General features: G+C 64.9%; 14 protein-coding genes and 5 pseudogenes. 9 read left to right on the plus strand and 10 right to left on the minus strand.

What is annotated here, in order from left to right; genetic code table 11:
• Nucleotides 1-56 precede the first annotated feature (56 nt).
• The 4 genes from lpxC to ligA all read left to right on the plus strand — a co-directional run bounded on the left by lpxC (nt 57) and on the right by ligA (nt 6148).
• On the plus strand, nt 57-1019 hold the full coding sequence (lpxC, locus tag ACSKB8_RS20540) for a UDP-3-O-acyl-N-acetylglucosamine deacetylase (protein ID WP_438105995.1): 963 nt from the start codon (nt 57-59) through the stop codon (nt 1017-1019).
• Nucleotides 1020-1263: 244 nt separating this feature from the next.
• On the plus strand, nt 1264-2154 hold the full coding sequence (locus ACSKB8_RS20545; protein ID WP_091880315.1) for an outer membrane protein assembly factor BamD: 891 nt from the start codon (nt 1264-1266) through the stop codon (nt 2152-2154).
• A gap of 13 nt (nt 2155-2167) precedes the next feature.
• Nucleotides 2168-3841: a DNA repair protein RecN gene (gene recN, locus ACSKB8_RS20550; protein ID WP_438105997.1), complete on the plus strand. Its 1674-nt coding sequence runs from the start codon at nt 2168-2170 to the stop codon at nt 3839-3841.
• A 153-nt stretch (nt 3842-3994) separates the two neighbouring features.
• Nucleotides 3995-6148 (plus strand): NAD-dependent DNA ligase LigA, encoded by a 2154-nt coding sequence (gene ligA / locus ACSKB8_RS20555; RefSeq protein WP_438105999.1) that lies wholly within the window; start codon nt 3995-3997, stop codon nt 6146-6148.
• 181 nt (nt 6149-6329) lie between these two features.
• On the opposite strand, the gene ACSKB8_RS20560 is transcribed toward ligA, so the two are convergent.
• Together ACSKB8_RS20560 and ACSKB8_RS20565 are read right to left on the minus strand one after the other, a co-directional pair.
• Nucleotides 6330-7604: a multidrug effflux MFS transporter gene (locus ACSKB8_RS20560; protein ID WP_438106001.1), complete on the minus strand. Its 1275-nt coding sequence runs from the start codon at nt 7602-7604 to the stop codon at nt 6330-6332.
• A 284-nt stretch (nt 7605-7888) separates the two neighbouring features.
• Complete coding sequence (locus tag ACSKB8_RS20565; protein ID WP_438106003.1) at nt 7889-9718, minus strand: aminopeptidase P family protein; 1830 nt, start codon at nt 9716-9718, stop codon at nt 7889-7891.
• Between the two features lie 187 nt (nt 9719-9905).
• Between ACSKB8_RS20565 and ACSKB8_RS20570 the strand changes: the two genes are divergently transcribed.
• Nucleotides 9906-10085, plus strand: a complete 180-nt coding sequence (locus ACSKB8_RS20570; protein ID WP_438106005.1) for a hypothetical protein — start codon at nt 9906-9908, stop codon at nt 10083-10085.
• 185 nt (nt 10086-10270) lie between these two features.
• On the opposite strand, the gene ACSKB8_RS20575 is transcribed toward ACSKB8_RS20570, so the two are convergent.
• Nucleotides 10271-11158, minus strand: coding sequence for a 50S ribosomal protein L11 methyltransferase (locus ACSKB8_RS20575; RefSeq protein ID WP_438106007.1), 888 nt, complete (start codon nt 11156-11158; stop codon nt 10271-10273).
• Nucleotides 11159-11229: 71 nt separating this feature from the next.
• Between ACSKB8_RS20575 and ACSKB8_RS20580 the strand changes: the two are divergent.
• A pseudogene (locus tag ACSKB8_RS20580) lies at nt 11230-11376 on the plus strand (Flp family type IVb pilin); the annotation flags it as partial.
• A gap of 291 nt (nt 11377-11667) precedes the next feature.
• Here ACSKB8_RS20580 and ACSKB8_RS20585 read toward each other — a convergent pair.
• Nucleotides 11668-13279, minus strand: a pseudogene (locus ACSKB8_RS20585) (phytoene desaturase family protein).
• A 293-nt stretch (nt 13280-13572) separates the two neighbouring features.
• On the opposite strand from ACSKB8_RS20585, the pseudogene ACSKB8_RS20590 reads away from it, so the two are divergent.
• Nucleotides 13573-15853 (plus strand): annotated as a pseudogene (locus ACSKB8_RS20590) (fused MFS/spermidine synthase).
• Nucleotides 15854-15964: 111 nt separating this feature from the next.
• Here the strand turns inward: ACSKB8_RS20590 and ACSKB8_RS20595 are convergent.
• Complete coding sequence (locus ACSKB8_RS20595) at nt 15965-16900, minus strand: glycerophosphodiester phosphodiesterase (RefSeq protein WP_438106009.1); 936 nt, start codon at nt 16898-16900, stop codon at nt 15965-15967.
• Nucleotides 16901-17025: 125 nt separating this feature from the next.
• Nucleotides 17026-17812 (minus strand): annotated as a pseudogene (locus ACSKB8_RS20600) (L,D-transpeptidase family protein).
• A gap of 306 nt (nt 17813-18118) precedes the next feature.
• On the opposite strand from ACSKB8_RS20600, the gene ACSKB8_RS20605 reads away from it, so the two are divergent.
• Complete coding sequence (locus tag ACSKB8_RS20605) at nt 18119-18445, plus strand: hypothetical protein (RefSeq protein ID WP_438106011.1); 327 nt, start codon at nt 18119-18121, stop codon at nt 18443-18445.
• Nucleotides 18446-18551: 106 nt separating this feature from the next.
• Here ACSKB8_RS20605 and ACSKB8_RS20610 read toward each other — a convergent pair whose 3' ends face one another.
• Nucleotides 18552-19313: an ABC transporter permease gene (locus ACSKB8_RS20610; protein ID WP_091879164.1), complete on the minus strand. Its 762-nt coding sequence runs from the start codon at nt 19311-19313 to the stop codon at nt 18552-18554.
• Complete coding sequence (locus tag ACSKB8_RS20615; RefSeq protein ID WP_438106013.1) at nt 19310-20233, minus strand: ABC transporter ATP-binding protein; 924 nt, start codon at nt 20231-20233, stop codon at nt 19310-19312. Before ACSKB8_RS20615 ends, ACSKB8_RS20610 begins: the two co-directional genes overlap by 4 nt.
• Nucleotides 20234-20521: 288 nt before the next feature.
• On the opposite strand from ACSKB8_RS20615, the gene ACSKB8_RS20620 reads away from it, so the two are divergent.
• Nucleotides 20522-21241, plus strand: a complete 720-nt coding sequence (locus ACSKB8_RS20620; RefSeq protein ID WP_091879158.1) for a hypothetical protein — start codon at nt 20522-20524, stop codon at nt 21239-21241.
• A 22-nt stretch (nt 21242-21263) separates the two neighbouring features.
• On the opposite strand, the gene ACSKB8_RS20625 is transcribed toward ACSKB8_RS20620, so the two are convergent.
• Complete coding sequence (locus ACSKB8_RS20625; protein ID WP_370989338.1) at nt 21264-21869, minus strand: TMEM175 family protein; 606 nt, start codon at nt 21867-21869, stop codon at nt 21264-21266.
• Nucleotides 21870-21883: 14 nt separating this feature from the next.
• Nucleotides 21884-22734, minus strand: a pseudogene (locus ACSKB8_RS20630) (alpha/beta fold hydrolase).
• Between the last annotated feature and the right edge of the window lie 52 nt (nt 22735-22786).

Here is a 22786-nt window from a genome sequence, read left to right on the forward strand (position 1 = left end):
TGACCGGCCAGGCGGGTCTCGTATAAGTCGCAGTGGTCGTAGTGGGGCGGTTCCTGATGAAATTTAGCCGGCAAACAACGCTTCATGCGCAAGCCTCCGTGGCAGGCGTAGGCGTTCATTCCGGTCTTCCCGTCACTCTCACGCTTGGGCCTGCGCCTGTCGACGCAGGTTTTATTTTTGTCCGCACTGGACTTGAGGGAAGTGACCGCGAAGTTCAGGCTACCGCCGAGCAGGTGATTGCGACCGACTTCGCCACCGTCCTCGGCGATCGCGACGGCCCGCTGGTCTCCACCGCCGAGCACGTGCTCGCTGCACTGCGGGGCATGGGTGTCGACAACGCCACGATCGAGATCGACGGGCCCGAAGTGCCGATCATGGACGGCAGCGCCGCCGCCTTCATTGCGGCGATCGACCAGGCCGGCATCGTCACCCAATCGGCCCAGCGCCGCTTCATTCAGATTTTGAAGCCGATCTCGGTCAAGATCGGCAATTCCTTCGGCGAGATCAGGCCCTACGCCAACGGGTTCCGCGCTGAGGTCGAAATCGACTTCACCAACCCCGTCATCGGCCAGCAGAGCTACGCTTTCGACCTCAGCGCCGAGCGTTTCCGCCGCGAAGTCGGCCGCGCCCGGACTTTCGGCCTGATGGGCGATGTCGCGCGGCTCTGGAGCGCCGGCTATGCCCTCGGCGCCTCCTTCGACAACACCGTCGTGTTCGACGATGAGCGGCTGCTCAACACTGAGGGCCTGCGCTACGCCGACGAATGTGCCCGCCACAAGGTGCTGGACGTGATCGGCGACCTCGCGCTGGCCGGCCTGCCGCTGCTTGGCGCTTACCGCTCGGTGCGTGGCGGCCACAAGCTCAACCACGCCGTCCTGACCGCGCTGCTGGCCGACCGTACCGCTTGGCGGGTGGTCGAGGGCGAAGCGGCACGCCGCACCACGCGTCCCCAGGGCGAAGTTGGTCGCGGCATCGTCGGCGGCCGGATCGCCGCGGCCTACGGGCCGGACGTGTCCTGACGGACCTGTTGTCGCAGGGTGCGGGTCGCGACTGCCCTCGGGAAATTCCTGGTAACCATGATCGACTAGCATTGCGGCAGTTTCGCCTTAATCCGGGCGAAATGCCTGCCTATCCGGTTCGTTAAAGATCGTTTTTCGGATAGATCGGCGTGGTCGCATGGCAGGCACCACGGTCACATTTCGCGCCCATGACGGGGTTCATGGGCTGGCGGGCACCGCATCACAGGGCGTCAAGGCAAAACTCATGTCGGCACAGCGTATGACGCGCGGATATCTCCCGGTCTCGTCTCGAGCCCGCGGCCTGCTTCACGCCGTCACCTTCATCCTGCTCGCGCTGCCGCTGGCCGGCTGTGGCACCGGCTCGCTCTGGGACAAGTTCACCGCCAAGGACGACACCTTCGTCGAGGAGCCCGCCGACAAGATCTACAATGAGGGCCTGTACCTCATGAACGAGAAGAAGGACATGAAGGCGGCGAACAAGAAATTCGAAGAGGTCGACCGCCAGCATCCTTATTCCGAGTGGGCTCGCAAATCGCTGCTGATGTCCGCTTATGCGTCCTACCAGGGCGGCGACTATGACGGCTGCATCGGCGCTGCCACCCGCTATGTCACGCTGCATCCCGGCAGCCCGGATGCGGCCTATGCGCAATACCTGATCGCCGCCTCGCATTACGACCAGATCCCGGACATCAGCCGCGACCAGGCCCGCACCGAGAAGGCGATCGCCGCGCTGGAAGAGGTGGTGCGCAAATATCCGAACTCGGAATATGCCACCTCGGCCAAGGCCAAGATCGAGGGTGCGCGCGACCAGCTCGCCGGCAAGGAAATGAATGTCGGCCGCTACTACGCGCAGAAGCGCGACTACACGGCGGCGATCAACCGCTACAAGACCGTCGTCACGCAGTACCAGACCACCCGCCATGTCGAGGAGGCGCTGTTCCGGCTCACCGAGGCCTATATGGCGATCGGCATCGTCGGCGAGGCGCAGACCGCGGCGGCCGTGCTCGGGCACAATTTTCCTGACAGCCGCTGGTACAAGGACGCCTATAATCTTGTAAAATCCGGCGGTCTCGAACCGAGCGAGAATCAGGGGTCTTGGATCAGCCGGACCTTCAAGAAAATGGGTCTCGGCTAGGAAATTTGGTTCCATGCTGGCGCGTCTGTCGATCCGTGACATCGTCCTGATCGAACGGCTCGATATCGAATTCGCCACCGGCCTTGCGGTTTTGACCGGCGAGACCGGTGCGGGCAAATCCATCCTGCTCGATGCCTTTGCACTGGCGCTCGGCGGCCGCGGCGACGCCGGCCTCGTGCGCCACGGTGCGGAGCAGGGGCAGGTCACCGCCATGTTCGATGTCCCCGAGAATCACCCCGCGACGAAGATCCTGGCCGAGAACGGCCTGGACGACACCGGTGAGATGATTCTCCGCCGCGTGCAGCTCGCCGACGGCCGCACCCGCGCCTTCATCAACGACCAGTCGATCAGCGTGCAGACGCTGAAGGCGGTCGGTGCCGCCCTGGTCGAGATCCATGGCCAGCACGATGAGCGCGCGCTGGTCGATGCCGCCACCCATCGTCGCCTGCTCGACGCCTTTTCCGGCCTCGAAAAGGACGTCGCCGCCGTGGAAGCGCTCTGGGACGCCCGCCGCACCGCCAATACCGAGCTTGAGGAGCATCGCGCCGGCATGGAGCGCGCCGCGCGTGAGGCCGATTATCTGCGCCACGCCTCCGACGAGCTGAAGCAGCTCGCGCCCAAGGACGGCGAAGAGACCTCGCTGGCTTCGCGCCGCACCACCATGATGCAGGGCGAGAAGATCGCTTCCGATTTGCGCGAGGCGCAGGAGGCGGTTGGCGGCAATCATTCGCCGGTCGCGGCGCTGTCGGCCGCAGTGCGCCGGCTGGAACGGCGCGGCGTCAACTCGCCGGCGCTGGTCGAGCCGGCGGTGAAGGCGATCGACGCCGCGATCAACGCGCTGGAGGAGGCCGACCAGCATCTCCAGGCGGCCTTGGCCGCAACCGATTTCGATCCCGCCGAGCTCGAACGCATCGAGGAGCGGCTTTTTGCTTTGCGTGCGGCGTCACGTAAATATTCGACGCCGGTGGATGGCCTCGCCGCGCTTGCCGCCAAATATGCCGCCGACGTCGTGCTGATCGATGCCGGCGCCTCGCGGCTGAAGAAGCTGGAGCAGGCCGCGATCGAGGCAGATAGCCGCTATGCGGCCGCCGCCAAGAAATTGTCGCTGGCGCGGCAGAAATCGGCGGAGAAGCTCAACAAGGCCGTCAACGCCGAGCTCGCCCCGCTCAAGCTCGAACGCGCAAAATTCATGACCCAGGTCGAGACCGACGAGGCCGCGCCGGGGCCGCAGGGTTTCGATCGCGTCGAGTTCTGGGTGCAGACCAACCCGGGCACCAAGCCGGGGCCCATGATGAAGGTCGCCTCGGGCGGCGAGCTCTCGCGTTTCCTGCTGGCGCTCAAGGTCGTGCTGTCCGACCGCGGCTCGGCGCCGACCCTGGTGTTCGACGAGATCGACACCGGCGTCGGCGGTGCGGTCGCCGATGCCATCGGCGGGCGACTGGCGCGGCTTGCCGGCAAGGTGCAGGTGATGGCCGTGACCCACGCCCCGCAGGTCGCCGCCCGCGCCGACCAGCATCTCTTGATCTCCAAGGACGCCCTCGACAAGGGCAAGCGCGTCGCCACCCGCGTCAATGCACTGGCCGCCGACCACCGCCGCGAGGAGATCGCGCGCATGCTGGCCGGTGCCGAAATCACGGCGGAAGCCAGGGCAGCCGCAGAACGGCTGCTCAAGGCGGCGACGGCTTGACGCTCTCTTGTCCCGGCCGAAGAGCCGGGACCCGGAATGCCGCGCATGGGCCCCGGCTCTGCAGCGCACCGCCGAAGAAGCGCTGCGCTGCGCCCGGGGCACGCAAACGTAACCACCTTTACCCTCCCGCCCGCTCCGTCGTATCCAAGCACCATGGCCAGAGCAGCAAAATCCAAAGCAACACCGCCTCGCGACGTCGCCGATCTCGCTCAGGCGCAGGCTAAGGTCGAGCACAAGCGGCTGGCGCTCGAGATCGAGGGGCACAACGAGCGCTACTATCAAGAGGACGCGCCCACCGTTACCGACGCCGAATACGATGCGTTGCGGCAGCGCCTCAACGCCATCGAAAAGCGCTTTCCGGAGTTCGTCAGCGCGGAGTCGCCGTCGCAGAAGGTCGGCGCGGCGCCGTCGGGCCGCTTCAGGAAGGTCCGGCACGCCCTCCCGATGCTGTCGCTCGACAACGCCTTTGCCGAAGAGGACGTGCGCGACTTCGTGGGCCGCATCGCACGCTTCCTGAAGCTCGGCGACGATCAGGTCAATTTCTCCGCCGAACCCAAGATCGACGGCCTGTCGATGTCGCTGCGCTATGAGGGCGGTGAACTCATCACGGCCGCGACGCGCGGCGACGGCGCGGTAGGCGAGGATGTCACCGCCAACATCCGCACGCTCGAAGATGTGCCGCAGAAGCTGAAGGGCCGCAACGTCCCCGATATCTGCGAGGTGCGCGGCGAGGTCTACATGACCAAGAGGGCGTTTCTGGCGCTGAACGAGCGACAGAAAGCCGAAGGCGGCACCATCTTCGCCAATCCGCGCAACTCGGCCGCAGGCTCTTTGCGGCAGAAGGATCCGACCATCACCGCCTCGCGCCCCCTCGGTTTCTTTGCCTATGCCTGGGGCGAGATGAGCGCGATGCCCGAGGGCACGCAGAGCGGCATGATCGGCTGGTTCGAGCGTTGCGGCTTCAAGACCAATCCGCTGACCAAGCTGTGTCACTCGATCGAGGAGCTGCTCGCGTTCCATCACTCGATCGAAGAGCAGCGCGCAAGGCTCGACTACGACATCGATGGCGTCGTCTACAAGGTCGACCGGATCGACTGGCAGGAGCGGCTCGGCTTCGTCTCGCGCACGCCGCGCTGGGGCATCGCGCACAAATTCCCGGCCGAGCGTGCCATGACGGTGCTGCGCGACATCGAAATCCAGGTCGGCCGCACCGGCTCGTTCACGCCGGTCGGCAAGCTCGAACCGGTCGGCGTCGGGGGCGTGATCGTGCAGAACGTCACGCTGCACAATGAGGACTACATCAAGGGCATCGGCAACAAGGGCGAGGTGCTGCGCGAGGGCCGCGACATCCGCATCGGCGACACGGTGGTGATTCAGCGCGCGGGCGACGTCATCCCGCAGGTGGTCGACGTCGTCCTCGACAAGCGGCCGAAGACCGCCAAGGAATTTCACTTTCCGAAGAAGTGCCCGTGTCCACTGCACACCGACGTCACGCGTGAGGAGACGGCGACCGGCGAGGAGGGCTCGCGCGCCCGCTGTACCGGCGAGTTCGCCTGTCCCTATCAGAAGATCGAGCACCTCAAGCTGTTCGTCTCGCGCCGCGCCTTCGACATCGACGGCTTGGGGGAGAAGCAGCTCCAGTATTTCTTCGATGAGGGGTGGGTGAAGGAGCCTGCTGACATCTTCACGCTGGAGGAGCGCAACTCAAAACTCAAGCTCGAACAGATCGAGGGCTACGGCGTAACGTCGGTGCGAAATCTGTTCGGCGCCATCGAGAGCCGGCGCAAAATCGCGCTGGAGCGCTTCGTCTATGCGCTCGGCATGCGCCATGTCGGCGAGACCACGGCGCTGGCGCTGGCGCGCGGCTACGGCTCCTGGGACGCCTTTCACGACGCCTGCCTCAAGGTTGCCAAGGGCGACGAGGAGGCGATGACGGACATGGACGCGCTCGACCAGATCGGCGACACCGTCATCAAGAGCATCGCCGACTATTTCGGCGAGAGCCACAATCGCGGCATCGTCGAGCGGCTGACCAGGGAAGTCGAGATCGTCGACGCCGAGAAGCCGAAGAGCAACTCCGCCGTCGCCGGCAAGACCGTGGTGTTCACCGGCTCGCTGGAGAAGATGACGCGGGACGAGGCCAAGGCAACCGCGGAGCGGCTGGGTGCAAAGGTGTCGGGATCGGTGTCGAAGAAGACCGATCTCGTCGTGGCCGGCCCCGGCGCCGGCTCGAAACTCGCCGAAGCCAACAAGCACGGTGTCAAGGTACTGACCGAGGACGAGTGGCTGAAGCTGATCGGGGAGTGAGGGTTTTTCTTCCTTCTCCCCTTGTGGGAGTAAGCTGGCGCGAAGCGCCGGATGAGGGGTTGCATCCACAAACTCGGCTGAGAGTGATCTGTGTGGAGAGAACCCCTCACCCGTCTCGCCGCTATCGCGGCGAGCCACCCTCTCCCGCAAGGGGAGAGGGGAAGGCCCACCGCGCGCCCCGTCACATCATCCCCGTCTCTTCCTCCTCCGCCTGCTCGATCAGCTTCTCGCTGACCATGACCTCGCGGCGGGGGACGACGAACATCATCGTGCAGGCGCAGAGCAGCGAGATCGCGAGGACCGCCGAGGTCAGCGGCAGCGTGGTCGTGGAGTGGCCGCCGAGATAGGCGCCGAATTGCGACATCAGTGCGCCGATGCCCTGTTGGAGGAAGCCCATTGCGCCGGACGCGGTGCCGGCGGCTTCGGGACGGATGCTGATGGCGCCGGCGGCTGAATTCGCCATCACGAAGGCGTTGCCAGCCATCACGATCATCTGCGTGCCGAACAGCCAGCCGGGCGCTTCGTTCCAGCCGGCGAAGCTCCATATCAGGTTCAGCAGGCTGCCGCAGAGCTGGAGGGCAAGCCCGAACCAGATCAGCTTCTCCAGCGAGTGCCGCGGCGCAAAGCGCACGCAGAGCAGATTGCCGACGAGGAACGCAAAGCCCGAGGTCGCGAACCATGCGCCATATTCGGCGCTGCTGCGGCCCATCTGCGTCACCACGATGTAGGGACCGCCGCCGGCGAAGGTCAAGATGATCTGCGAGGCCAGCACCTGGCACATCACGTAACCGACGAAGGCGCGGTTGCGGATCAGGATGCCGACGTCGCCGCGGAAGCCGCTGCCGGCGGCGCGGCTGCGGCGCGTCTCCGGCAGCTTGACCGCGATGCCGACAGCGACAATGATCGCGGCGATCGTGATGGCGTAGAAGATCGCGCGCCAGCCGAACGCGGTCTCGATCAGGCCGCCGGTGAGCGGGGAGACCATCTGTCCGATCATCAGGGCGGCGACCACGAGGCTGATCATCGAGGCGACGCGATCGCGTTCATAGATGTCGCGGATGATGGCGCGGCTTACCACCATGCCGGCGGCTCCGCCCAGCGCCTGGAAGAAACGCGCGGCGATCAGCTGCGGCAGGTTTTGCGCGAAGATGCAGGCGACGCTGGCCGCGATCATCAGCGCCAGCCCTCCAAGCAGCACCGGGCGCCGGCCGAACCGGTCCGATAGCGGCCCCATGATGAGCTGCGACAGCGCGATGCCGACCATGTAGAGCGACACTGTCATCTGCGCGATCGAGATGTCGCTGCCGAAATTCGTCGCCAGCACCGGCAGTGCCGGAACCAGCATGTAGAGCGAGATCGGCGCGATCCCGGTCATGACCACCAAGAGCAGGAGCACCAAGCGCGACGTCGCGAGGTTTGTCGCCGCTCCCGGCGGCTTGCTGATCATGCCGTGCATGCGTATCCGTCTTTCGAATTCGAATCGACTGTAGCGCGCTCGTGCAAGACCGATATCGGCGTTTCGGAATGCGGCTATACGGATTCCGGGATGGTTACGATGATGGCGCGATGACCGCCCCGGCCTCCGCTGCCATTCCCCGCGAAAGCGGGGAATCCAGTATTCCAGAGGCAGATGTCGTATGCGGAGAGGCTACGGCGTACTGGATGCCCGCCTTCGCGGGGGAACGGCTGTAGTGGAGCAGGCAGCGTTGCGCAAATCGCCTAGCGCCATGCGCACCGAACTTACGGCTTCAGCTCCGCCGTTGCCTGATCGAGCCAGGCCTTCGTCGCTTCATCAAGCGCCGGCCGCACCTCGGCCCTGACCCGCACATGATACGCATTGAGCCAGTCGAGCTCATCGCGGCTCAGCATCGTCACATCGATCAGCCGGCGGTCGATCGGTGCCAGCGTCAGCGTCTCGAACGCATTCATCGGCTTCTCGGCACCGTTGATGTCGAGGGCGACCACCAGCTCGAGGTTCTCGATGCGGATGCCGAAGCCATCGGTCTTGTAGTAGCCGGGCTCGTTGGACAGGATCATGCCGCGCTTGAGCGGCGTGGTGCCGAGCTTCGAGATCCGCGCCGGCCCCTCATGCACCGAGAGATAGCTGCCGACGCCGTGGCCGGTGCCGTGCTCGAAATCGACGCCGGCGGCCCAGAGATATTGCCGCGCCAGCGTGTCGAGCTGCGCGCCGGTGGTGCCGTCGGGGAAGACCGCGCGTGCAATCGCGATGTGGCCGCGCAGCACGCGGGTGAAGCGGTCGCGCATCTCCGCCGTCGGCTCGCCCACGGCCATGGTGCGGGTGACGTCGGTGGTGCCGTCTTCATATTGCGCGCCGGAATCGATCAGCAGCAGGTCGCCGGGTGCGATCCGCCGGTTGCTCTTGCGGGTGACGCGGTAGTGCACGATGGCGCCGTTCGGACCGGTGCCCGAGATGGTCGGGAACGAAACGTCCTTCAACGCGCCGGTGTCGCGGCGGAACGTCTCCAGCGCCTCGACCGCGTCGATCTCGGTGAGCTTGCCGCTTCCCGCCTCGCGATCGATCCACGCGAGGAAGCGCGCCAGCGCCACGGCGTCGCGCACATGTGCGGTCTTCGTGCCCTTGATCTCGGTCGCGTTCTTCACCGCCTTGAGCAGCGCAATCGGGTCGCTGCCGCGCACCGGCTTGCCGCCAGCGCCTGCAATCAGCCGGCTGAGCGCGTCGGCCGCCGTGGCATTGTCGAGCGCGATTGCGGCGCCGCTCTTGGCCAGCGCCATCAGCGTCGGCGCCATCGCATCGGGTTCGCGCACGTCGGCGGACTGTTCGAGATGGTCGCGCGTGAGGTTGGAGAGCTTGCGGTGGTCGATGAAGATCGTCGGCCGTCCGTCCTTCGGCACCAGCGCGTAGGACAGCGGCAGCGGCGTATGCGCGACGTCGGCGCCACGGATGTTGAAGGTCCAGGCCGCGGCATGGCTGTCCGACACCACCAGCGCATCGACGCCGAGCTTGGCGATTTCGCCTCTGATCTGTGTCAGCTTGTCGGCTTCAGTGAGGCCGGCATGTTGCATTCCGTGCACGGTCACCGGCGCGAGAGGAGGCTGCGGTCGATCGTGCCAAATCGCGTCGACCGGATTGCTGTCGACCGCAACGAGTTCAGCGCCGGCCTTGGCGCAGGCGGCGGACAAGCGCTCGGCTGCTGAAGAAGTGTGCAGCCACGGATCAAATCCGAGGCGGTCGCCGGGCTTCAAGTGTGCCGACACCCAGTTCTCCGGCGGCGGATCGATCAGCAATTCCACCGCCCAGGCCTTCGCATCCACCTGCTTGGCGGCCTGGAGCGTATAGCGGCCGTCGACGAAGATCGCAGCCTCCTGGGTCAGGACCACCGCCAATCCAGCTGATCCAGTGAAGCCGGTCAGCCAGGCGAGCCGCTCTTCCGACGGCGGCACATACTCATTCTGCTGCTGGTCGGCGCGGGGGATCACGAATCCGGTCAGCTTGCGGCGGGCGAGTTCTTCGCGGAGTGCAGCAAGGCGCGCCGCCAATGCGACGCCGGCCTCGGGCTCCTCGAATGTCTGGAAGTGCGCTTCGAACATGGTGGATCACTTTAGGATCATGAGGATCAGTCCGCAATCTAGACGCATTTGCGTCGCATCTGGCATGGACTGTGCTTGAAATAGTTCCATTCGAATTGAGTGGAGTAAAGGGTGCGGCAGTTGCGCTTCGTCCGGACAACAGGGAAATTCGAGCAAGTGGTTCATCTCAACGGCGAGGGGACACACGATGCCATCGTTCACATTTGAGAAGATTTCGCCGCCGGTGCGCCGCGCCCCGACTGTGGCGACACCGAAGAAGCCGCGCGGCCTCATCAGCCAGATGATCGATCGTTTCGCCGAGCGCCGCGCGAGGCGGACGTTGCGGGATGAGCGCACGAGGCGCAAGGTCGAGAAGCCAGCGGAGTAGCGCGGCGAACGCTGGCCTTCACCTCGCCCCGCTTGCGGGGAGAGGTCGGATCGCATCGGAGATGCGATCCGGGTGAGGGGGACTCTCCGCGAGTCCAACTCTCACCGTCCCCGCGGAGACTCCCCCTCACCCCAACCCTCTCCCCGCAAGCGGGGCGAGGGAGCGCAGCGCCATCGCGGCTGCACTCACCCCATCTTCCGCAGCAACAAACTGCTCCATCCCTCGATCCGCAGATGCCGCAGCGGCACGAGGCCGCGCGCGCGGTAGGCGGCGATCACGGCGGGGGCCTGATGCGTCAACAGGCCGGAGAGGATGAGGCGCCCGCCGGGCGCGAGATGTCGCGCCATCGGGCTCGCCAATTGCCGCAAGGGATTGGCAAGGATGTTGGCCAACACCAGGTCGAACGGACCGCATTTGCCAAAATCCGGTGCGGCGAAGCCGGTGGCACGGATCACCCGCACATGGTTACCAACGTCATTCAGCGCCGCATTCTCGGTCGCCACCCGCACCGAGGGTGGGTCGATGTCGGAGGCAAGCACTGCGCGATGCAACGCCTTGGCCGCGGCGATCGCCAGCACGCCGGTCCCGGTGCCGAGGTCGAGCACGCGCCTCGGCCGCGCGCTTTTCAGGACATGGTCAAGCAGCAGTAAACAGCCGCGGGTGGTGCCGTGGTGGCCGGTGCCGAAGGCAAGCGCCGCCTCGATCTCGATCTTGAGCTTGTTCGCCGCCACCCGGTCGCGGTCATGGCTGCCGTGCACGACGAAACGGCCGGCCGGGACCGGCACGAGGTCTTCCAGGCTCGCTTTGACCCAGTCCTTGGCCTCGACGATATCGAAGGCGAGCGTCTCCGCGATCTCGTTTCCTGCCGAAGTTGCAACGAGTTCGCGCAGCCATGCCTGGTCCGGCGCGGCGGCAAAATGCAGCGTGACGTCCCATTGACCGTCCGGCCGCTCGAAGGCGGCGACCGCCGCATCCCCCTCGAAAAACACCTCGGTGAGCACGTCGACGACACGCCTGGCGGCGGTCTCGCTGCCGATCGAGAAGCTGGCGCGATGGGTAGGGGAGGGCTGCATCCTAGGGTTCCGTCGGGTTCATTTTTGGAACTTTTGTTCCCAATTTTCTTTCAGCATAAGTCGCGGCTGGCAAATTCTGGTCGGACGAGTCCGGTGCAACTGCGATCGAATACGGTCTGATCGCAGCCGGTATCGCGCTCGCGATCATCACCGTGGTGAACAGCCTGGGCAGCCCGATGAACGAGAAGTTCGGTTCGATTAGCACCTCTTTGAAGTAATTTCCGCCTCCCATCTCCCAGCCGGGGCCACTTTTCTTCATAAGCTGTTTTTGACCCAACGCCCGCGAGGGGGTGCCCCCTGGCGGGCGAGGTCATTTTTGCTACGCGTGGTTCTCAAGCGGTCTCCACAGGTTATCCGCAGCTTGTACGGCGGCTATCCACGGACTCTTCCCGCAATTGCCCCTTGGTTCTCCACTGCCTTTCCCCAGGCCTGTCCAGCTCGCCCGTCCGAGAGCATCCTCTTCCTGACCACACAACTCTCGACAGCCTGTCCACAGCTCATCCACAGACCTACCCACGGCTTCCGAACAGCGATCGGTGATCCCTCAGAATCGCCTGTGCGGCGTTGTGGCCCGGAGCACCGGTGACGCCGCCGCCGGGATGGGCGCCGGAGCCGCAATGGTAGAGACCCTTCAGCGGGCCGCGATAGTCGGCATGGCCCAGCATCGGCCGCGCCGAGAACAGCTGGTTCAGCGTCAGCGCGCCGTGGAAGATATCTCCACCCAAAAGGCCGAACTGCCGCTCGAGATCGAGCGGCGAGAGGATCTGGCGGCCGAGCACGCTTGCCACAAATCCCGGGGCATGTTCGTCCACCGTCGCGATCATGAGATCGGCGACCTCCTCGCGATGGTCGTCCCACGATTTTCCATCGGGAAGCTCCGGCGCGAACGTGCTGGCAGAACAAACTCGCGACGTGTTTGCCTTGGGGCGCCAGCGTGTCGTCGAGCGTCGAGGGGATTAGCATTTCGACGACGGGCTCTCGGCTCCAGCCCTGCGCGCGCGCATCGAGATACGCGCGGTCCATGTAGCCGAGGCTCGGTGCCAGGATGATGCCTGAGGTGAGATGATCGCCTTCATCCGGCAGCGCCGTGAAGGAGGGCAGGCGGTCCAGCGCCACGTTCATGCGGAAGGTGCCGGAGCCGTTCTTCCAGTGCCGGATGCGCGCGAGGAACTCGTGGGGCAGGGCGTCGGCCGCGATCAGCCGCGTATAGAGCAGCTTCGGATTGACGTTGGCTGCGACATATTTGGCGCGGATGGCCGTGCCGTTCTCCAGTACGACGCCGACCGCGCGGTCGCGCTCGACGATGATCTCGCGCACGCCCGCGTCGGTGTCGATCACGACGCCGCGGTGCTGCGCGGTGCGCGCCATGGCCTGCGTGATCGCACCCATGCCGCCGATGGCGTGACCCCAGACGCCCTTCTTGCCGTTCACCTCGCCGAAGGCGTGATGCAGCATCACATAGGCCGAACCCGCCGCGTAGGGGCTGGCATAGTTGCCGACGATGGCATCGAAGCCGAACAGCGCCTTGACCAGATCATGCTCGAAACGCTCGTCCAGCATCTCGCCGGCGGAGCGGGTGAAGAGGTCGAGCAGGCTGCGGCTCTGCTCCAGCGTGAGACCGCGCAGGATGTTGGCCGTCTTTAACGCATTCATGGCCTCACGGATCGCGCGCGTGCCAAAGCCGTCAACCAGGTTCGGCGGCGCGCGCAGCACGAATTGCCTGAGCACGTCGGCGATCTCTTCCAGCTCGCGCGTGAAACCGTCGAGCGCATCGGCGTCATGCGCGCTCAGCCGCGCGACGGAATCTTTCGTCCGCCCCTCGCCGGTGAGGAGATAGCTGCCGTCCGGCGCGGGCAGAAAATTCTGCGCGCGCCGTTCGACGATGCGCAGGCCTTGTTCCGCAAGATTCAAGTCGCGGATCACCTGCGGATTGAGCAGGCTCACGGTGTAGGCTGCGACCGAATTCCGGAATCCGGGGTGAAACTCCTCTGTGACCGCCGCCCCGCCGACCACCTTGCGGCGCTCGACCACGCGCACGCGCAGGCCCGCCATCGCGAGATAGGCTGCGCAGGTGAGGCCGTTATGGCCAGCGCCGATGATGACGACGTCGGTTTCGCTCATGAAGGGTTCAAATTTGTTCCATTGTCATTCCGGGATGGTCCGAAGGACCAGACCCGAAATCTCGAGATTCTCAGGTGCGCCGTGGCGCACCCCAGTTCGCCTCGTCGAGGCGCCCCGGAATGACATCTCTATATCAAGCATTCCTCGCATCACGCGACGCTTTATTGCCCGTTCAGGCGCCTTGTGCTCCATTGCGCCCGTCCGGCGCCCGCCGGGGGCATTGTCCGACGCGTTTTCTCGCGCGAACCGAACCGGTGCCCACTTCGCTGGAAAACGCTTTTGCCGGAGCTCCCATGGATTCGATCGTGCAACCCGCCGCCACGGAGCAATCGTCTGCCTCGCGCAACCGGCTGCTGCTGACGGTCTACACCGCCGCGATCTTCGTCAGTGCGCTCTTGCTGTTCTCGGTGCAGCCGCTGTTCACCAAGATGGTGCTGCCGCGACTCGGCGGCTCGCCGGCGGTGTGGTCGGTGGCGATGGTATTCTTCCAGTCGCTGCTGCTCGCGGGTTACGCCTATGCGCATCTGTTGATGCAGGTCAAAAACCGCATCGTTCCGGTTGCAGTGCATCTGGTGCTGCTGATTGCGGCCTTCGCGACGCTGCCGCTCGGAATCGCCTCCGCCTACGGCGAGCCGCCCGCTTCGGGCTATGCGGTCTGGCTGCTCGGCCTGTTCGTGGTCTCGATCGGATTGCCGTTCTTCGCGCTCGCCGCCAATAATCCGCTGGCTGCAGGCCTGGTTCGTCCGCACCGGCCATCCCGCCGGGCACGATCCCTATTTCCTTTATGCCTCCTCCAACATCGGCAGCTTCCTTGCGCTGCTGTCCTATCCGTTCCTGCTGGAGCCGATGTTCACGCTGCACGCGCAGAACCGGTTCTGGACCGCCGGCTATGGCCTCTTGATCCTGCTGATCGCTGCCTGCGGCACGCTGCTGTTGCGCTCGCCGCAGCTGACGGTGGCGGATGCGCGAACGGAGGAGGTGAATGCGCCGGCGCCTGGTCTGGTGACGCGGCTGCGCTGGATCTTCCTGGCCGCGGTGCCGTCGGGCCTGCTCATCGCGGTGACCGCGCACATCTCCACCGACGTCGCGGCGGCGCCGCTTTTGTGGGTGCTGCCGCTGTCGCTGTATCTGCTCACTTGGGTCGTCGTGTTCCAGTCGCGTCCGCTGCTGCCGCACAAATGGATGCTGATGCTCCAGCCGGTTGCGATCGCAGGCGTGGTTGTCCTGCTGGCTTTCGGCGGGGAGCAGAATCTGCTGCTCACACTCGGCGGTCATCAATTGTGCTTCTTCGTCATCGCCATGGCCTGCCACGGCGAACTGGCGCGGACGCGGCCGGCGGCCAAATATCTCACCGGCTTTTATGTCGCGCTGTCGTTCGGCGGCATGGTTGGCGGCCTGTTCGCAGGGCTCGTCGCGCCGTTCACCTTCTCGTGGATCGCCGAATATCCGATCCTGATTGCGCTTGCCGCGCTGTGCCGACCGCCTGCTAACGAGCGCCTCGCCGGCCTCGTTCGATGGTATTGGCTGGCGCTCGCCGCGCTCGCGGCGGCGCTCGTTGTGCCGTCCTATGCGACAGGCGGGCTCTCGATCTGGTTGGAGGACCACCGCGTCTGGATTGCCGGCGCCGTCGGCGTGCTCGCCGCGCTGCTGGCGTTGACGTTCAACGCCGACCGCTGGAAGATTTTTGCGACCGTTGCACTCGCGCTGGCGTTGATCCGGGTTTATCCCGCGGACGAGGGGCGCGTCACCACGGTGCGCAGCTTCTTCGGGGTGCACAAGATCGTGGAGACGCCCGGCGGCTATTTCCACGTACTGATGCACGGCACCACGATCCACGGCGCGGAGCGCTTCCGCAACAATGACGGCACGCCGGTCACCGGCTGGCCCGAGCCGATCACCTACTATCACAAGGACGGCGGCATCGGTCAGGCCGTCAGCGCGATCCGCGAGCGCAAGGGCGCGCCGCTGAAGGTCGCCGCGATCGGTGTCGGCTCGGGCACGCTTGCCTGTGCTGCCGAGCGAGGGGAGAGCTGGAAATTCTTCGAAATCGACCAGTCCATGGTCGACGCGGCGCGTGACCCCAAAAATTTCCGCTACATCTCGAGCTGCCTGCCGGATCTGAATCCGGTGATCGGCGATGCGCGGCTCACCTTTGCCAAGGAGCCCGACGGCGCCTACGACCTCATCATCGTCGATGCCTATTCGTCCGATGCGATCCCGATTCATCTTGCGACCAAGGAGGCGATGAAGATCTACAAGGACAAGCTCGCCCCGCACGGCGCCGTGGTGATGCACGTCTCCAACCGGCATCTCGATCTGGAGACCGTCGTGGTCGGCATTGCGGATGCCAACGATCTCACGAGCTGGGTCTTCAACGAGGATTCCGGGCGCGATTCCGATTACATCTTCTCGACCGACGTCGTCATCTCTGCGCGGGAGGAGGCCGACATCGGCAAGCTTGCCTCCTCGAAGTCATGGGAGCAGACCGAAGCTGACGACAGGGTGCGGGTCTGGAGCGACGACTATTCCAATATTCTGGGCGCGCTGTATCGGCGCCTAAGGGACGGGGAATAGGGACCTTTTCGTAGCCCGGATGGAGCGAAGCGCAATCCGGGGCCGCTTCGGCGTGACGGGCACTGCTCCCGGATTGCGCTCGCTCCATCCGGGCTACAAGGCGGGTCGGTTCTAAGGCTCCACCGGCGTGCCGGCCGGCAACGCAATTCCTTTCTCGCCGGCGATCTGCCGCAACAGGTCCGGCCTATCCGAGATGATGCCGTCGACGCCAAGCTCGATCATGTGCGCCATGTCGTCGGGCTTGTTGACCGTCCACACCACGACGCGCAGTCCAAGTCCGCGGGCCTCCGAGATGAGCGCCGCGGTCACATCGCCAAAATAAGGCGACCAGACCGCGCCGCCCGCGGCCTTGATCGTCCGCGGCAGCGAGCCGCCATGATCGGCCGGATTGAAGCCCGCCGTCCAGTTGGTGGCTTTGTCGAGCGCCACCGTCTGGCCTGAGCCGCGCTGGAGCGTGAGGTACACCGTCGGTATCTTCGGTGCTTGCTGTTGCACGAGCTGCAACGTTCTCCAGTCGAACGACTGGATCATGACACGGTCGGAAAACTTTTCGGCCTCGATCAGGAGGAGGAGCCTGGTGACGAAAGCTTGCGGGTCGAGAGATTGGTCCGGATGGTTCGGATCGATCTTGGTCTCGATGTTGAAGCGCACGCGGGTGTTGCCTGACTTGCGCGCCAGTGCGAACAGCTCACTCAAGGTGGGAATGCGGGTCCCCGGCAGCGCGCGCTGATCGGGAAATTGTCTCGCATAGGCGCTGTCCGGTCGGATCCGGCCGACGTCATAAGTCCTGATCTCGTCGAGCCGCAGTTTCACGAACGGGGTGCCGGGCGCAGTGATGTAGGCCCCGTCGGGGCCGCGCGCCAGATCCGGATTGAGCCCGCGTTCATGCGAGACGACGACTTCGCCGTCCGCGGTCACACCGACGTCGAGCTCCAGCGTGTCCACGCCCATCGACAGCGCATTGGCAAAGGCCGGCAGGGTGTTTTCCGGCAGCAGCGCCCGCCCGCCGCGATGCGCCTCGAGATCGAAGGCCAAATCCGATGCCATGGCCTCTCCCGCCATCAAAACCCAGAGCACAGCTAGTGCGGTCGTGGCACGTGTTGGCATGGTGCCTCGAATAGCAATCTATTGTTCGTGCCGACCGCCGAAGGCGGTGACGAAGACGGCTAGCCTCAGTTCTGGTAGTAATAGCCGCGCGGCTGATAAACCTGCCGGGGCTGTGGCTGATAGTAGGAGCCCTGCTGGCCATAGCCCTGGTCGTAATAGGGGCGCGGCTGGCTGCTGCTGATAGACCTGCGCGTCATAGAGCGGGCGGCCGGCTGAGCGCGGCGCCGGATAGCGCGCGCCGGTGTCGCTGCCGTCGGCCGGATAGATGTAATTGTCGTCCTGCGGCATGTAGCGGCGGGCGGGCTGCGCCGGCGGAGTCAGGTTCACGGGATCGCCGGCAGTGCTGTACTGTTCTTCGGCCGGCTGCGGCGCGCGGGCAACCGCATTGGCGTTGCGGCCGCGCGGATTGCGCGCCAGCGCCACCTGCGCCGAGCCGGTCAGCGTCACCGTGGTGTTGAGCACGCCCTGCTGCTGCACCAGCGCATAGAGCGTCGAGGCATTCTGGCGCGACAGCCGCACGCAGCCATGCGATGCCGGCGAGCCGAGCCGGCCGACTGAGTCGGTGCCGTGGATGGCATGCCCGATCTTGGTGAAGAAGATCGCGTGCGGCATCGGCGCGTCGTCGAACTCCTTGGAGTAGTGATCCTCTTCCATGCGGAAGGCGCGGAACGCGCCGTTCGGCGTCTCGCGCGAGGGGATGCCGGTCGACACCGGCCAGTGATAGCGCGCGACCCCATCGACCGCGACGGTCATCTGCTGATTGTCCTTGTCGATGGTGATCTCGACCTTGGCCTGGGCGGCGCCCGCGCTCAAAAACATCAGGGAGGTGAAAGCAATCAAAAACGAACGCATCGGACTTCTGGCCTCCGGCCTGTTCATGCTAGGCGCCGCGGCTCTCCGTCCCCGTCGTGCACTATGCCTGCAATCCGGCTTTCGTTCCAGCGGCCTAGCCGTCCATCGTTAACGCGATGCAGGGCGTAAGCAAGGCCGCTTTGTGCCGCGTGGCTCGCGGCGGCGCTGACATTTTCGCGAGCCGGATTTGCGTTCACAACACCGACAATTCGTCACAAAGGCGCAACCATTTGGCCGCTCGGTGCGTTGGTCATGGCCATCCTTCACAGGTCAGCGCTCGCTGCCATTCATCCTTTGGGACCGAAGATGAAGAAAGCCCGTATCGCCGCCGCGCAATTGCCGGCCGCTCGACCCGTCCGCCTGCTGTTCGCAGCCGCCGCCATCCTGCTCGCCTTGTTGTCCCTGCCGCAGGCCGGCCACGCCCAGGGCATCGTGCGCGGCGCGCAGGAAGGCTCTTATGAAGGTAACCGGATTGCCGGCCCCGTGGGCGGCGCGGTCGGCGGTGTCGTTGGTGCCGGTGTCGGCGGCGCCGTCGGTGCAGTCGAGGGCGTGCTCGGCATTCCCCACCGTCACTACCGCCACCGCTGCCACGGCTATTATGACGGTTACCACCGCTTCCATTGCTATCGGTGATGTCGTCGTAGCCCGGATGGAGCGCAGCGCAATCCGGGGCTGCTGTCGCATGAAGCTACGACGGTCCCGGATTACGCTGACGCTCCATCCGGGCTACGTATCTCCGTCAATTCTTCAGCCGATACCCCGTGCGGAAAATCCACCAGATCACGACCAGGCAGGCCACCAGGAACGCCAGCGTCATGCCGATGCTGACGGACACGCTGACATCCGCGATCTCATAGAAGCTCCAGCGGAAGCCCGAGATCAGATAGACGACCGGGTTGAGCAGCGCCACCGTGCGCCAGCCGGCCGGCAGCATGTCGATGGAGTAGAAGCTGCCGCCGAGGAAGGTCAGCGGCGTCACCACCAGCATCGGGATCATCTGCAGCTTCTCGAAGCCGTCGGCCCAGATACCGATGATGAAGCCGAACAGGCTAAAGGTCACCGCCGTCAGCACCAGGAAGGCCAGCATCCAGACCGGATGATGGATGTGCAGCGGCACGAACAGCCCGGCGGTGGCGAGGATGATCAGGCCGAGGATGATCGACTTGGTCGCGGCCGCGCCGACATAGCCGAGCACGATCTCGAAATAGGAGATCGGCGCCGACAGGATCTCGTAGATCGTGCCGGTGAATTTCGGGAAATAGATGCCGAACGAGGCATTCGCGATGCTCTGCGTCAGCACCGAGAGCATGATCAGGCCCGGCACGATGAAGGTGCCGTAGCTGACGCCTTCGACCTGGCTGATGCGCGAGCCGATCGCGGCGCCGAACACCACGAAATAGAGCGAGGTCGAAACCACAGGCGAGACGATGCTTTGCAGCAGCGTGCGCCAGGTGCGCGCCATTTCGAACAGATAGATGGCGCGGATGGCGCGGTGATTCATGACGTCCTCACGAGATCGACGAAGATGTCCTCGAGCGACGATTGCGTCGTGTCGAGATCGTTGAAGCGGATGCCGGCGGTGCGGAGATCGCCGAGCAGGCTGGTGATGCCGGTTCGCTCGCCCTTGGTGTCGTAATCGTAGACCAGCGTCGCGCCGCTGTCGCAGAGGTCGAGCTTGTAGTGCTTGAGGTTGTCCGGCAGCGCATCGAGCTTGCCTTGCAGATGCAGCGTCAGGCGCTTCTTGCCGAGCTTCTGCATCAAGGTCGTCTTGTCCTCGACCAGCACGATCTCGCCCTTGTTGATGACGCCGATGCGATCGGCCATCTCCTCGGCTTCCTCGATGTAATGCGTGGTGAGGATGATGGTGACGCCGGACTGCTGGAGGGTGCGCACCACCTCCCACATGCCCTTGCGCAGTTCGACATCGACGCCGGCGGTGGGCTCGTCCAGGAACAGGATCTGCGGTTCGTGCGATAGTGCTTTTGCGATCATCACGCGGCGCTTCATGCCGCCGGACAGCGTGATGATCTTGTTGTCCTTCTTGTCCCAGAGCGAGAGGTCCTTCAGGACCTTCTCGATGTGCGCAGGATTCTTCGGCTTGCCGAACAGGCCGCGGGAGAAGCTCACCGTCGCCCACACGCTCTCGAAGGCGTCGGTGTGCAGCTCCTGCGGCACGAGGCCGATCAGCGAGCGCGCCTTGCGGTAGGAGGTCTGGATGTCTTCGCCGCCGACGAGGACGCGGCCCTCGCTCGGATTGGCGATGCCGCAGATGATGGAGATCAGTGTGGTCTTGCCCGCGCCGTTCGGCCCGAGCAGTGCAAAAATCTCGCCGCGCTTGATGTCGAGATTGACGTTCTTGAGCGCCTTGAAGCCGGACCCATAGGTCTTCGACAGATTGGCGACGGAAATGATGGAGGACATGATGGCCGCAAGGCTAAGAGCAAAGGCTGGGGGAGGGAGGCTGGAACCCGCCGGGAAGGGCGGGTCAGCGGAGCCCTGAGATAGGAACGCCCTTGCCGAGCCGCAATTCCCCGGAGAAAAATGATCTCAAAACCGGCCATTCGGTGGCGGGTTTCAGGCAAGTGTTGCGCGATGGTCACGGAGCGCGGCTAAGATTGTCGCTCACGCGGCTCTTTGTTGCGTCTGCGAGCAGGCCGTGGCTACGATTCCGGCCAATCGCGAAGCGCATTGTCCCCAGGGAAAACACCGATGAGACCGAACGGCCGTCACACCGCTGGCGCGAGCCAGTTGTCCGCCCTCCGTGTGTGGGCGATGGCCCTGCTCCTGCTGTCAGTTGTTGCCATCAGCCCGACCGGCGCCAAGGCCGCGCCGAGCCAGGCCGCGACAGCAACCACGCATGTCTACCTGCTCCGGGGCGTGCTCAACATCTTCTCGCTTGGGCTCGACACGATCGGCGCCCGGCTCCAGGCGCAGGGCATCCCGGTGACCGTCGCCAATTTCGTCTCCTGGTCCTCGCTCGCCGATGAAGCCGCGACCGCCTACAAGGCCGGCCGCCTCAAGACCATCATCCTGGTCGGTCATTCCTCCGGCGCGACCGCGCTGCCGGACATGATCGCCAAGCTCAACCAGCTCGGCGTTCCCGTAAAGCTCGCGATCGGCCTCGACTCCGTGTTCAAGACCAAGCTGTCAACCGGCGCCGAGCGTTACATCAACATCTATATCGGCGACGGTCCCGGCGAGCCGGTGCGGGCTGCCGCTGGCCTGCGCGGCAAGCTCGACAATGTCGACGTGCGCGGCACCGGTGTCGGCCATATCTCGATCGACAAGAACGAGGCGATCCAGCGCCGCGTCATTGCCGAGATCGACGCCGCGATCATGCGCTCGCGCGCCCCGGCAGCTCCAGTCGCCCAACCCGGCACACCCGGGCGGGCGCGCTCGGCGGCCGCAGCGGCTCCGGCGCGGAATTAGCGATTTCTGCCACGGTGCTGGCTCACTGGGACTTGTCCGGCGTGCCGTCCTCGGCACCCGGCGCCTCCGGTCTCAAATAGACGATCAGGCAGCAGCAACACATCGCAAGCCCGGCGACGGGGAAGCGCAGGGCGACCGCGGCCGCGAGCGCGAAGACGCCGAGGGTCACGATCGAGCGGACGCGCATGATCTTGCGCTCCCGCGGCGCGACCTCGCTATCCGGCGCTCCTCCGACGAGATCCCAGATTAGTGCGACATAGGTCGCGTTCACCAGGAAGAACACCGCGGCATAGAACGCGACCGGCTGCGGTGCGAGCTCGCTCACCGCCATCCAGGCGGTGGAGAGCGGCAGCAGCGACACCGAGAACAGATGCGCGAAGTTGAACCACATCAGTCGCGGCGTCGCTTCGCTCGCATAGCGCATCAGATGGTGATGGTTGGCCCAGACGATCGCGATGAAGACGTAACTGACGGCATAAGAGAGCCACGTCGGCCACAGCGCCAGCAACGCCGCAAAGGTCGGGATTTCCGGCGGACGAAGCTCCAGCACGAGCACCGTAATCAGGACCGCGAACACGCCGTCCGAAAATGCGCTGAGCCGTTCCGGAGATCGTCTCGCATGGGCCATGGCGACAGCTTCCGTTATTTCAAGAACGCGCGAATGCTTTCCGCGATCTCCTTCGCATGCGTTTCCAGCGCAAAATGGCCGGTGTCGAAGAATTGCACCACCGCATTGGGGTTGTCGCGCTTGAATGCCTCGGCGCCGGGCGGGATGAAGAACGGATCGTTCTTGCCCAGGCCGCCAGGAACGGCGGCTTGTGAGTGCGGAAATAGCTTTGGAATGACGGATAGAGCGCGACGTTGCTCTTGTAGTCGCCGAACAGATCGAGCTGCACGTCGTCGGCGCCGGGGCGCGCGAGATAGAAATTGTCGAGGTTCTGGCCGTCCGGCGACACCACGGCCGGATCGGGAACGCCATGCGTGTACTGCCAGCGCGTGGCCTCCGGCGTGAGCAAGGTGCGCAGCGCCTCGCGATTGGCCGGTGAAGGGTCTTGCCAATAGGCCTTGATCGGAGTTCAGCCTTCGCTGAGGCCCTCCTCATAGGCATTGCCGTTCTGCGAGATGATGGCCGTGATCCGCTCGGGATGGCTGAGCGCCAGCCGAAAGCCCGTCGGCGCGCCATAGTCGAACACATAGATTGCGAAACGATCGAAACCGATCACTTCGGTGAAGCGCTCGATCACGCGCGCGACGTTGTCGAAGGTGTAGCGGAAGGTGTCGCGTGCGGGCATGTCGGACTGGCCGAAACCGGGAAGATCCGGCGCCGCGATGTGAAACCGGTCTGCAAGCTGCGGGATGAGGTCGCGGAACATGTGTCCCGCGCTCGGGAAGCCGTGCAGCAGGAGGAGCTTCGGTGCGCCGGGCGCGCCGGCCTCGCGATAGAACACCTTGAAGCCGTCGACGTCTGCGGTGCGGTAGGTGGTCGGGGTCATGGCCGATCTCCATTGCTGTTCGTAACCAGTCAAAGCGATGTTTTTGGGTTAT

Origin of the sequence: Bradyrhizobium sp. BR 1432 (genome assembly GCF_051547705.1) — a bacterium.
Classification (GTDB): domain Bacteria; phylum Pseudomonadota; class Alphaproteobacteria; order Rhizobiales; family Xanthobacteraceae; genus Bradyrhizobium; species Bradyrhizobium zhanjiangense.

Excerpts from the sequence above, each read along its gene's own strand:
- lpxC (WP_438105995.1), top strand. The coding sequence starts at position 57 with ATGAAATTTAGCCGGCAAACAACGCTTCATGCGCAAGCCTCCGTGGCA.
- ACSKB8_RS20545 (WP_091880315.1), top strand. The coding sequence starts at position 1,264 with ATGTCGGCACAGCGTATGACGCGCGGATATCTCCCGGTCTCGTCTCGA.
- recN (WP_438105997.1), top strand. The coding sequence starts at position 2,168 with ATGCTGGCGCGTCTGTCGATCCGTGACATCGTCCTGATCGAACGGCTC.
- ligA (WP_438105999.1), top strand. The coding sequence starts at position 3,995 with ATGGCCAGAGCAGCAAAATCCAAAGCAACACCGCCTCGCGACGTCGCC.
- ACSKB8_RS20560 (WP_438106001.1), bottom strand. The coding sequence starts at position 7,604 with ATGCACGGCATGATCAGCAAGCCGCCGGGAGCGGCGACAAACCTCGCG.
- ACSKB8_RS20565 (WP_438106003.1), bottom strand. The coding sequence starts at position 9,718 with ATGTTCGAAGCGCACTTCCAGACATTCGAGGAGCCCGAGGCCGGCGTC.
- ACSKB8_RS20570 (WP_438106005.1), top strand. The coding sequence starts at position 9,906 with ATGCCATCGTTCACATTTGAGAAGATTTCGCCGCCGGTGCGCCGCGCC.
- ACSKB8_RS20575 (WP_438106007.1), bottom strand. The coding sequence starts at position 11,158 with ATGCAGCCCTCCCCTACCCATCGCGCCAGCTTCTCGATCGGCAGCGAG.
- ACSKB8_RS20595 (WP_438106009.1), bottom strand. The coding sequence starts at position 16,900 with ATGGCATCGGATTTGGCCTTCGATCTCGAGGCGCATCGCGGCGGGCGG.
- ACSKB8_RS20605 (WP_438106011.1), top strand. The coding sequence starts at position 18,119 with ATGAAGAAAGCCCGTATCGCCGCCGCGCAATTGCCGGCCGCTCGACCC.
- ACSKB8_RS20610 (WP_091879164.1), bottom strand. The coding sequence starts at position 19,313 with ATGAATCACCGCGCCATCCGCGCCATCTATCTGTTCGAAATGGCGCGC.
- ACSKB8_RS20615 (WP_438106013.1), bottom strand. The coding sequence starts at position 20,233 with ATGTCCTCCATCATTTCCGTCGCCAATCTGTCGAAGACCTATGGGTCC.
- ACSKB8_RS20620 (WP_091879158.1), top strand. The coding sequence starts at position 20,522 with ATGAGACCGAACGGCCGTCACACCGCTGGCGCGAGCCAGTTGTCCGCC.
- ACSKB8_RS20625 (WP_370989338.1), bottom strand. The coding sequence starts at position 21,869 with ATGGCCCATGCGAGACGATCTCCGGAACGGCTCAGCGCATTTTCGGAC.